Source organism: Zavarzinia sp., from assembly GCF_049306435.1.
Taxonomy (GTDB): domain Bacteria; phylum Pseudomonadota; class Alphaproteobacteria; order Zavarziniales; family Zavarziniaceae; genus Zavarzinia.
In genome coordinates, this window is record NZ_JBAQRT010000327.1 from 1 (window position 1) to 11,001 (window position 11,001).

The window sequence follows — 11,001 nt, forward strand, 5'->3', positions numbered from 1 at the left end:
GTCCGGGCTTTGCCTTCTCCGGTGGCCCGGCACGGCCCAGCCTCGCCGAGCGGACCGCCGCCTATGCCTTTCAGGCGCCGCTGGATGCCCGGCCGGGCGTCGCCGAGGTGCCGGCCGCCACCGGTGCCGCCCCTGACGAGGATGCCGCTTTGGAGCAGCCTTTGGGCGTGCCGCGCGGCCAGTTGCATCTGACCTATATCGTCGCGGAAACCCGCAGTGGCCTGATCCTTGTCGATCAGCACGCGGCGCACGAGCGGCTGGTCTACGAGCGGATGAAGAACGCCATCGCCTCGGACGGCGGCGTGAAGCGCCAGATGCTGCTGATCCCCGAGGTGGTCGATCTCGACGGCGACGGCGCCGCGCGGATCGCCGCCAAGGCCGACGATCTCGCCCGCCTTGGCCTTGTCGTCGAGCCCTTCGGCCAGGGCGCCGTCGTGGTGCGGGAAGTGCCGGCCCTGCTTGGCCGGGTCGACGTGCCGGGCCTCATCCGCGACCTCGCGGACGAGATCGCGGAACTCGGCGATTCCTTCGCCCTCGAGGAAAAGATGGGCGAGGTCTGCGGCACCCTCGCCTGCCATTCGGCGGTCAGGGCCGGGCGGCGCCTGACCTTTCCCGAGATGGATGCCCTGCTGCGCGAAATGGAGGCGACGCCTCATTCCGGTCAGTGCAATCACGGCCGGCCGACCTATGTCGAACTGAAATTACCCGATATCGAGCGGCTGTTCGGCCGGCGCTGATCACCCCCGCGACAGGAAGGTGACAGCGCCCTTGCCATAGGTTCGCCGGTCCTCGGCAACGAAGCCTTCCGGCCAGACCGGGTTTTCCTTTCGCTCGTGTTCCGCGATGACGAGAACACCGGGCGACAGCCAGCCGGCGGCATCGAGCGCGGCCAGCGCCACTTCGCACAATCCCTTGCCGTAAGGCGGATCGAGGAAGGCGAGATCGGCCTTGAAGCCGGGCGGCGGCGCGCCGGGCTTGGCCGCGTCCCGGCCCAGCACGGCACAGGCCCCCTCGCCCCGCAGCCGCTTCACGTTCTCGCTGACCAACTTCAGGGCGGCCGGGTCCTTCTCGATCAGGGCGACGCGGGAAGCCCCGCGCGAGAAGGCTTCAAGCCCCATGGCCCCGGTGCCGGCGAAGACGTCGAGCACCATGGCATCCTGCGGCAGGCCGCGGCTGTAGAGCATGTTGAACACCGCTTCCCGCAGCCGGTCGCTGGAGGGGCGGACGCCGCGGCCCTCGGGCTCGGCGAGGATCTTGCCGCGATTACGGCCGGCGACGATTCGCATCACGCGGCCCCTTCGTCGGACGGGAAGAACGATCGGCGGCCGGACGGGCTGGTTTCTCGCCCCGCGGCTTGCCATCCGTTGGCGGTCGGCCCCCTGGCCGCCTCTCCTGCCTTACGCCTTCAGACTTCGCGCCAAAGGGCTTGCGACCTTCGGTCTTAGCGCCCTCGGGTTTGGCGCCGAACGACCGCCGACCTTCAGGCTTGGCGCCTTCGGTCTTCGGCCCGAAGGACTTTCGGCCCTCCGGCCGGTCCCCTTCAGTCCTCGCGCCAAAGGGCTTGCGACCTTCGGTCTTGCCGCCCTCGGGTTTGGCACCGAACGATCGCCGACCTTCAGGCTTGGCGCCTTCGGTCTTCGGCCCGAAGGACTTGCGGCCCTCCGGCCGGTCCCCTTCAGTCCTCTCGCCAAAGGGCTTGCGACCTTCGGCCTTGTCTCCCTCGGGTTTGGCGCTGAACGATCGCCGACCTTCAGGTTTGCCACCTTCGGTCTTTGGCCCGAAGGATTTGCGGCCTTCCGGTCGGTCCCCTTCAGCCCTCGCGCCAAAGGGCTTGCGACCTTCGGCCTTGCCGCCCTCGGGTTTGGCGCCGAACGACCGCCGACCTTCAGGCTTGGCGCCCTCGGTTTTTGGCCCGAAGGATTTGCGGCCCTCCGGCCGGTCTCCATCAGACCTCGCGCCAAAGGGTTTGCGCCCCTCGGGCCTCAGACCTTCGGTCTTCGGCCCGGAGGACTTGCGGCCCTCCGGCCGATCGTCGCCTTCCGCCTTTTCCGCCCGGGGTGGCTTCGTCAGTTTGGGCACCGGCTTTTCGTAAAGGACTTCCTCGCCCTTCATGATCTTGTCGATGATGGCCTGACCGATGGGGGCGACATCGCCCGGCTCCAGCTTCTCGATATCGAAAGGCCCGTAGGAGACGCGCTGCAGCCGGTTCACCGACAGGCGCAGATGGTCCATGACCTTGCGGATCTCGCGGTTCTTGCCCTCGGTCAAACTGACGTAGAGCCAGGCGTTCAAGCCGCCGATACGGTCGATCTCGACCTCGATCGAGCCATAGCGGACACCATCGATGGTGATGCCCTTCTTCAGGGCTTCCAGCCGCGCGACATCGATCTCGCCCGCGACCCGGACCTTGTAATGGCGGATCCAGCCATTGGCGGGCAATTCCAGCTTGCGGGCCAGTTCGCCGTCATTGGTCAGCAGCAGCAGGCCTTCCGAATTCAGATCGAGCCGACCGACCGAGATCACCCGGGGCAGGCCCTGGCTGCGCAGGAAGTCGAAGACCGTCATGCGGCCCTGGTCGTCCTTGTGCGAGACGACGAGGCCGCGCGGCTTGTGGAAGCGCCACAGCCGCGCTTTTGACGGCGAGCCCACCACCTTGCCCTCGACCGTGATCTTCTCGGACCCGGTCACCTTGAAGGCCGGACTGTTCAGGGTGACGCCGTCGACCGCGACCTTGCCCTCCCCGATCAACTTCTCAGCGTCGCGGCGCGAGCAGATGCCGGCCCTCGCCAGATATTTCGCGATTCGCTCCGGTCCGTCGTCCGGCGACGTTTGCGGGGTGGCGGGTTTGGCATCTGCCTTGGCCTTTACGGCCGGGGTCTTGCGGGGTTTTTCGTTTGTCGACATGGCCGGATCATAGTCGTGTAATTTCGTTATGCCATGACCAAGACGCCGATGGATATCGCCCTCGACGAAGCCCGGGCCGCCGCCGCCCGGGGTGAAGTGCCCGTGGGCGCCGTCATCCTCGATCCCGCGACTCGGGATGTGATCGCCGCCGCCGGCAATCGCACCCGGGAATTGAACGATCCGACCGCCCATGCCGAGATCCTGGCGATCCGCGCCGCCTGCGCCGCGCGCCGCGACGAGCGTCTGACTGGCCTCGATCTCTATGTCACGCTGGAGCCCTGCGCCATGTGCGCCGGCGCCATTTCCTTCGCCCGCCTGCGCCGCCTCTATTACGGCGCGGACGATCCCAAGGGCGGCGCCATCACCAGCGGCCCCCGTTTCTTCGGTCAGCCAACCTGCCACCACGCGCCCGAGATTTACGACGGCATCGGTGGCGAGGCGGCGGCGACCCTGCTGCGGGATTTCTTCCGTCAGAAGCGGTAGCGACGGCTGCGGGTCATTTCGCCGTCGCCTTGGGCTGGACGGTCTTCGTCGCCCCTGACGGGGTTTCTGTCTTGCCGATGGTCGCCGGATCGATATCGGGGACCGCGACGGTCGTCGGCTGAAGCGGTCTCAGTCCACTGGCGCTTTCGGGGCCAGCCGCCTGAGGCGCGCCACCGGCGCAAGAATCGAGAGAGGCCTTGAGGTCGTTGAACCGCGTCTCGTTGAGAATAAGCGTCTCGGTCATCCACAGGCGGGTTTCAACCCTATCGGCCGCGATATTGCGAAAGGCCGCCATGAAAACCGTGTTTTTGGCCGGATCGGGATCGAAGGAATCCTCGGCCATGCGGTCGACCGCCTGACCGATGATGAAGCCCATGATTCCGGCACCGGCCGCGCCGGCTCCGGGGCCGATCACCTGTGTGCGCTGGCAGCGGATCAGATAGGTATTGCCATCTTCGGCGACGGCAGCGGCGAGGGTGTTCGATTCAAGACAGCGATCATTCACCGGCCCCGCCCTCAGCCAGCACATGGCCAGATCCTGCGCCTTTCCGGGATAGTAGAAGACATTGTCAGGCGCCGTGGTCGCCGGATTTTTCATCTGGACACAAGCCGTGCTGCCGAGGGCCGTCAGCAAGAGCGCGGCAAGGCGGGCGATCTGAAGCATGGTCGTTTACCGAAGAAGCCGAGGAAAGGAAGCTACAGCTTCTGGTTAAAGGTTACGGCGCATGAAAGCAATCTGCAGCCGTATGCCCCCCCCGCTAGCGCTCCCCCCGCCGCCTGACAACCCACCCCGATCGGGGGGAGGTATCGGGTCAGAATACCCCCATTGTGGAAGCAACAAAGGGAGGAATCACCGGGAAGACCATGAGCGCATCCGATGGGCGCGGACCTGAGGCATCAGGGCGCCCAAAGGGCGGAGCCATGTCCGCATCCCGGCGATGAAAAAACGAGAACCGGGCCAGGGAGTGGGAAAATGAACAGGACAAGTTACAACGCAATCCGCCTGTCGCTGCTTTGCGCGTGCATCGCGGGGGTGGCGACCCCGGCCCTCGCGGTCGACATCAGCTTTTCCGGCTATGTCCGCCAGGAGGTCGCGGTGAAACTGGGGGACGAGGAGAACCCCTTCAATACCCAGGGCAATATCTACAACGGCGTCGATGTGCCGATGAACCCGCTGATCCCCGGCCTGCCCACCACCGCGCATCGTCCGGCGCGCAGCGCCGAAAATGATTTCAATCTCTTCGCGACGCGCATGGAGCTGAACCTCGACGCCGCCTTCAGCGACAATCTGAAGGCCCATGTCACCGGCCGGGGTTACTTCGACTGGAACGTCTATGACGACAATGGCGATACCCGCTTCTTCGAGACGCCGGTCCGGGGCGGTGACCGGGGCTCCCTGCTCGAGGTCTCGGGCAGCGACTACATGCTCGACCTGCCGGCGGCCTATCTCGATTTCTCGGACGGTCCCCTGTTCATCCGGGCCGGCAATCAGCAGATCGCCTGGGGCGAATCCCTGTTCTTCCGCGTCCTCGACCTGCCGAACGGCCTTGATCTGCGCCGTCACCTGATCCTCGATCCGGCGGCCGAGGAATTCTCGGACAAGCGCGTGCCGGCGCTCGCGCTTCGCACGTCGTATCAGATCGATTCCCAATGGGAGGTCGAGGGTTATATCCAGCAGTTCAACCCATCCGTCACCAATAATCCCTCGACGCCCTATAATGTCATCCCCGACCAGTTCACGGTTCATGACCGTTATGACTGGACCGATTCCAACTGGAACGTGGGGGGCCGCCTGCGGGCGCAGTTCGAGCAATTGGGCCTGCAGTTCGTCGCCACCAGCCGGCGCAACCCGGATGGTATCTATCGCTGGACCAAGTCCGGTGTCGGGCCGCTGGCCGACACGCCGTTTGAAATCGATCCGGTCAATGGCGTCACGTCGGCGCAGGAATGGTTCGACTATGCGACCCAGGTGCGGCTGAACGGCACCACCGGGCTCAATGCCGCCGTCAATGATTTCCAGCCGGCGACGGGCCTGCTCGGCGCCTTCGATGTCGGCAACAATCATGCGCTGGCGGGCGCGGAACTCGACACGTTCTTCGCCCTGTTCGGCGGGCTGCGCGGCCATATCGAGCGCTATTACCCTTACGAGAATGTCTTCGGCGCCGGCGCCAACTACATCTTCGAGGATGATCCGGGCACGCTGTTCGATCAATTGATCGTCCGCGCCGAAGCCTCCTACACGCCGGACAAGAAATTCACCAGCCCGTCCCTGTCGCAGAAGCCGATCACGGCGAACGAAGTCAGCTTCGCCCTCGTCTTCGAGAAATACCATCGCTTCAGCGAGGACTTCCCGGCGACTTATATCGTCGCGCAATATCTCTACAAATCGGAAAGCGACCTGTTCGGCCGCCACCTCGACGGTTACGGCGGCAACGCCGAGACCGATCCGGGCGGGGTCGACGGCTATCACGCGGTGGCGCTGGCGATCCAGCAGCCCTCGCCCACCCTCGAATGGCGCTTCGATTTCTCGGTGCTCTACGACCTGCGGGGCGGCGCCATGATCCAGCCCGGCGTGAAATGGAAGCCCGACGGCGACTGGCAGCTCGATCTCTACGCCACCATCTTCGAGGCGGAAGACGACAACAAGAACGCCCTTTCCACCGTCGATTTCGCCGACGAAGCCTTCATGCGCATCACCCGCCAGTTCTGAGGCAGGTGACGGCGGGCCGGGATATCAGATGTCCCGGCCGGCGCCGCGCAGGGTCTCGCGGGCGAGTTCCGCGAGGAAGACGGCGACGGTGCCATACATCGTCGCCTTTTCCGAACTGGCGTTGCCGTCGAGGCCGCGCTTGTAGACGCCCTGCGCGATCGACGACAGGCGGAACATCGAGAAGGCGAGATAGAATTCCCAATGGGGAATGCCGTCCCGTCCGGTGCGCCGGCAATAGGCGTTCAGATAATCGGCCTCGCTGGGAATGCCGGTCGCCGCGAAATCGACGCCCATCAGATTGCCCATGGTCGGGTCGGCGATGTGATAGGGCATGCAATTATAGGCGAGATCGGCCAGCGGATGGCCGAGCGTCGCCAACTCCCAGTCGAGCACGGCGAGGATGCGCGGCTCGGTCGGATGGCAGATGGTGTTTTCCAGCCGGTAATCGCCATGCACCAGCGAGACATGTTCCCCCGCCGGAATATTGGCCGGCAGCCAGGCCATCAGAAGGTCCATCGCCGGCACGTCGGCGGTGCGCGACAATTCGTATTGCTTGGACCAGCGGCCGATCTGGCGCTCGAAATAATTGCCGGGCTTGCCGAAATCGCCGAGGCCGACGGCATTCACATCGACGCTGTGCATCCGCGCCAGCACGTCGTTCATCGAATCGTAAATGGCGGCGCGCTCCGCCGGGGTCATGCCCGGCAGTTGCGGGTCGCGCAGCACCCGGCCCTCTACATGGCCCATGACGTAGAAGGCGGTGCCGATCACTTCCGCGTCCTCGCAAAGGGTCAGCGCCGGGGCGACCGGCACGTCGGTCTTCGCCAGGGCCTCGATCACCTTGTATTCCCGCTCGATCTGATGGGCGGAGGCGAGCAGCTTGCCCGGCGGCTTCTTGCGCAGGACATAGCGGCGCGAGGGCGTCGTCAGCAGATAGGTGGGGTTGGACTGGCCGCCCTTGAACTGGGTGACCTCCATCGGGCCGGCGAAGCCCGGGATGGCGCCTTCGAGATAGGCGGCCAGCCTCGCCTCGTCGAAACGATGCGCCTCGCGCACCGCGCCGATGTCACTGCCCTGTTCGCCCGTTGCGACGACGACCATGTTCCGCCTCTCCCTAAATACTGTGGGGGGCGACGCTAGGCCGCTCGCAATTCATGGTCAACCTCTCAGGCGGCGGCCCCTGCTTCGCCGTAAAGGGCGTGGGCACGGGTTTCGAAGGCGGCGACCATCCGCCTTGCGGCATCCTCGAAGACACCGCCGATAACCTGTTGATAAACCTTGTTCTTGAACTCGAAATCGACCAGGAAGTCGATGACGCAGCCGGGACTGCCGTCCGGCGTCGGCAGGAAGCGCCAATGGTTCTTCAGATAGGCGAAGGGGCCTTCGGTGAAGGTCACGTCGATATTGTCCGGCGGCATCAGCGAGACGGCCGAGGTGAAGCGCTCGCGGAAGGCCTTGAAGCCGATCATGAGGTCGGCAATGACGAGATCCTCGCCCTTGGCGCGGATGCGCGCGCCGACGCACCAGGGCAGGAATTCGGGATATCTGGCGATATCGGCGACAAGATCGAACAATTGGGCCGCGCTATAGGGCAGCGTCTTCACTTCGGTATAGCGCGGCATTCATCCATCTCTAGTCACGCCGACGCGGAGAGCTTCGCCTCCCGCGCGGCTTTCAGCTTCACGAAGTCCTCGCCCGCGTGGTGCGACGAGCGCGTCAGCGGCGAGGCGGAAACCATCAGGAAACCCTTCGCCCGCGCCATGATGGCGTAATCGGCGAATTCCTCGGGCGTGACGAACCGATCCACCGCGACGTGCTTCGGAGTCGGCTGAAGATACTGGCCGATGGTGATGAAGTCGACATCCGCCGAACGCAGGTCGTCCATGACCTGATAGACCTCGGCCTTGGTCTCGCCGAGGCCGACCATGATGCCCGACTTGGTGAACACCGTCGGATCCAGTTCCTTCACCTGGTTCAAGAGGCGAAGCGAATGGAAATAGCGCGCGCCCGGCCGGATGGTCGGGTAAAGCCGCGGCACGGTTTCGAGGTTGTGATTGTAGACGTCGGGACGCGCCTTCACCACGGCCTCCACCGCCCCGTCTTTCCGCATGAAATCGGGGGTGAGGATTTCGATCGTGGTGTTTTTCGCCGTCTCGCGCAGGCGCTGGATCACCTTCACGAACTGGCTGGCGCCGCCGTCGGCGAGATCGTCGCGGTCGACCGAGGTGATGACCACATGTTCGAGGCCCATCTCGCCGACCGCGATCGCGACATTGTCCGGCTCGTCGGGATCGGGATGCGCGGGCATCCCGGTCTTGATGTTGCAGAAGGCGCAGGCCCGGGTGCAGGTATCGCCCAGGATCATCACCGTCGCGTGTTTCTTCTTCCAGCACTCCCCGATGTTGGGGCAGGCCGCCTCCTCGCACACGGTATTGAGGCGGAGGTCGCGCATCAGCCGGCGCGTTTCCGCATATTCCGGGCTGTTCGGGGCCTTGACGCGCAGCCAGTCGGGTTTCGGGGTCCGCTGAACGCGGGCCTTCACCTGATCGCTGACGTCCTTGATGGCCGGAAGATCGTTCATCGTCATGCCCTAGATGTGAATGGCCCGACCGTAAGCGTCAAGCACCGCTTCATGCATCATTTCGGAGAGGGTGGGATGCGGGAATACCGTGTGCATCAACTCCTCTTCCGTGGTCTCCAGCCCCATGGCGACGACGAAGCCCTGGATCAGTTCCGTGACCTCGGCCCCGACCATGTGGGCGCCCAGCAATTGCCCGGTCCTGGCGTCGAAGATCGTCTTCACCAGACCTTGATCCTCGCCGAGGGCAATCGCCTTGCCGTTGCCGGTGAAGGGAAAACGGCCGACCTTCACGTCGTAGCCGGCCTCCTTGGCCTTCTTCTCGGTCAGGCCGACGGAGGCGACCTGCGGGTTGCAATAGGTGCAGCCCGGGATCTGTTCCTTCTTCATCGGATGCGGATGCTTGCCGGCGATGGCCTCGACGCAGATGACGCCCTCGTGCTCGGCCTTATGAGCCAGCATGGGCGGGCCGGCGACGTCGCCGATGGCGTAAAGCCCGGGCACATTGGTCCGGCCGAAACCGTCGATCTTGATGCAGCCCTTCTCGGTCACAACACCCAGGGCTTCGAGGCCCAGATCCTCGATATTGCCGACGACGCCGACGGCCGAAATCACCCGGTCGACGGTGAGTTCGGATTTCGCGCCCTTGGCATCCTCGATCGTCGCGGTGACGCTGTCGGCGCCTTTCTTCAGGCCCAGCACCTTGGCCGAGGTGATGATCTTCATCCCCTGCTTTTCCAGGCGCTTCTTCACATGGGCGGCGATTTCCTCGTCTTCGACCGGCAGGATCTGCGGCAGAACCTCGACCACCGTGACCTCGACGCCCAGCGTCCGGTAGAAGCTGGCGAATTCGATGCCGATGGCGCCCGAGCCGACGACGAGCAGCGACTTCGGCGTGAACTCCGGCACCATGGCCTCGAAATAGGTCCAGACCAGCTTGCCGTCCGGCTCGAGGCCGGGCAGCGCGCGGGGCCGGGCGCCGGTCGCCAGGATGACGTGCTTCGCCGCATAATCGCCAACCTTGGCGCCGTCCGTGGTGACGGTGACCGAGGTCGCGCCGGTCAACTTGGCGACACCGTCGATGACGGTGACCTTGTTCTTCTTCATCAGGAAGGCGACGCCGCCGTTCAGGCGCTTGGAGACGCCGCGCGAACGCTCGACGATCTTCTTGATGTCGAAGCTGGCCCCGGTGACCGACAGGCCGTAGTCGCCGGGGTGCTGCATGTAGTGATAGATCTCGGCCGAGCGCAGCAAGGCCTTGGTCGGGATACAACCCCAGTTCAGGCAGATGCCGCCCAGGTGCTTCTTCTCGACGACGGCGGTCTTGAAGCCCAGCTGCGCCGCGCGGATCGCCGCGACATAGCCGCCCGGCCCGCCGCCGACGATGATGACATCGAAATTCTCAGCCATCTTCGTCTCCTCACAGCATCATGGTCATCGGGTCTTCGATCAGACCCTTGAAGGCGGCGAGGAATTCGGCACCCACCGCGCCGTCGACCACCCGGTGGTCGCAGGACAGGGTCACGGTCATGACGGTCGCGACCGCCAGGGCCCCGCCCTTCACCACCGGCCGCTTCTCGCCGGCGCCGATCGCCAGGATGGCGCCATGCGGCGGGTTGATCACGGCGGCGAATTCCTTGATCCCGAACATGCCGAGATTGGAGATCGAGAAGGTGCCGCCCTGATATTCCACCGGCTTCAGCTTGCGCGACCGCGCCCGCTCGGCAAGGTCCTTGGTCTCGGCCGCGATGGTGGCGAGGCCCTTGGCCTCCGCGTTGAAGACGATCGGGGTGATCAGACCGCCATCGATGGCGACCGCCACCGCGACGTCGGCGTGCTTGTGGCGCAGGATCGCCTCGTCGGTCCAGGTCGCGTTGGCCGCCGGCACTTTCTTCAGCGCGAGGGCCGAGGCCCGCAGGATGAAGTCGTTGACCGAAATCTTGACCGGCGACTTGGCGTTCAGCTGGCCGCGCAGGGCCAGCAGCTCGTCCAGCTCGCAATCGATGGTCAGATAGAAATGCGGGATGGTCGATTTCGCCTCGGTCAGGCGCTTGGCCACCGTCTTGCGCATGCCGTCGTTCGGGATCGAGGTGAAGGAGCCCTCGGGGAACGGGAACACGGCCGGCTTCGATGCCGGGGCCGGCGCCACGACCGCGGCGGCGGCGGCAACAGCGGCCGGGGCCGGTTTGGGCGCCTTGGCGGCGGCTTCGACATCCGCCTTCACGATGCGGCCGTGGGGGCCGGAGCCCTTCACGGCGGCGAGATCGACACCCGAATCCTTGGCGATGCGGCGGGCGAGCGGGCTGGCGAAGACACGGGCGCCGAC

10 protein-coding genes and 1 pseudogene are annotated in these 11,001 nt (G+C 65.2%); 3 read left to right on the forward strand and 8 right to left on the reverse strand.

Going from position 1 to position 11,001, the window contains the following annotated elements:
• Positions 1-737 (forward strand): annotated as a pseudogene (locus WAZ62_RS18820) (DNA mismatch repair protein MutL); the annotation flags it as partial.
• Here the strand turns inward: WAZ62_RS18820 and rsmD are convergent.
• Together rsmD and WAZ62_RS18830 are read right to left on the reverse strand one after the other, a co-directional pair.
• Positions 738-1,286 carry a 16S rRNA (guanine(966)-N(2))-methyltransferase RsmD gene (gene rsmD / locus WAZ62_RS18825; protein WP_422645071.1) on the reverse strand — a complete coding sequence of 183 codons (549 nt, stop codon included), beginning with the start codon at positions 1,284-1,286 and terminating at the stop codon, positions 738-740.
• Positions 1,264-2,904 carry a pseudouridine synthase gene (locus WAZ62_RS18830; RefSeq protein WP_422645072.1) on the reverse strand — a complete coding sequence of 547 codons (1,641 nt, stop codon included), beginning with the start codon at positions 2,902-2,904 and terminating at the stop codon, positions 1,264-1,266. Before WAZ62_RS18830 ends, rsmD begins: the two co-directional genes overlap by 23 nt.
• A 33-nt stretch (positions 2,905-2,937) precedes the next feature.
• Between WAZ62_RS18830 and WAZ62_RS18835 the strand changes: the two genes are divergently transcribed.
• Complete coding sequence (locus WAZ62_RS18835; RefSeq protein WP_422645073.1) at positions 2,938-3,387, forward strand: nucleoside deaminase; 450 nt, start codon at positions 2,938-2,940, stop codon at positions 3,385-3,387.
• A 13-nt stretch (positions 3,388-3,400) separates the two neighbouring features.
• Here the strand turns inward: WAZ62_RS18835 and WAZ62_RS18840 are convergent, their stop codons facing one another.
• A complete protein-coding gene (locus WAZ62_RS18840; RefSeq protein WP_422645074.1) occupies positions 3,401-4,051 on the reverse strand; it encodes a hypothetical protein in 651 nt (216 codons plus the stop codon).
• Positions 4,052-4,360: 309 nt separating this feature from the next.
• Here WAZ62_RS18840 and WAZ62_RS18845 point away from each other — a divergent pair, with 309 nt between their 5' ends.
• Entirely contained in the window at positions 4,361-6,097 is a 1,737-nt protein-coding gene (locus WAZ62_RS18845) for a DUF1302 family protein (protein ID WP_422645075.1), read from the forward strand.
• Between the two features lie 24 nt (positions 6,098-6,121).
• Here the strand turns inward: WAZ62_RS18845 and WAZ62_RS18850 are convergent, their stop codons facing one another.
• The 5 genes from WAZ62_RS18850 to WAZ62_RS18870 all read right to left on the reverse strand — a co-directional run.
• Positions 6,122-7,198, reverse strand: coding sequence for a phosphotransferase (locus WAZ62_RS18850; protein WP_422645076.1), 1,077 nt, complete (start codon positions 7,196-7,198; stop codon positions 6,122-6,124).
• Positions 7,199-7,263: 65 nt separating this feature from the next.
• Entirely contained in the window at positions 7,264-7,719 is a 456-nt protein-coding gene (locus WAZ62_RS18855) for a type II toxin-antitoxin system RatA family toxin (protein WP_422645077.1), read from the reverse strand.
• Between the two features lie 14 nt (positions 7,720-7,733).
• Positions 7,734-8,678 (reverse strand): lipoyl synthase, encoded by a 945-nt coding sequence (gene lipA, locus WAZ62_RS18860; RefSeq protein ID WP_422645078.1) that lies wholly within the window; start codon positions 8,676-8,678, stop codon positions 7,734-7,736.
• 9 nt (positions 8,679-8,687) lie between these two features.
• Positions 8,688-10,085, reverse strand: a complete 1,398-nt coding sequence (gene lpdA, locus WAZ62_RS18865; RefSeq protein WP_422645079.1) for a dihydrolipoyl dehydrogenase — start codon at positions 10,083-10,085, stop codon at positions 8,688-8,690.
• A gap of 10 nt (positions 10,086-10,095) precedes the next feature.
• Positions 10,096-11,001 (reverse strand): 2-oxo acid dehydrogenase subunit E2 (locus WAZ62_RS18870; protein WP_422645080.1); only part of this gene is annotated, 906 nt, incomplete at its 5' end.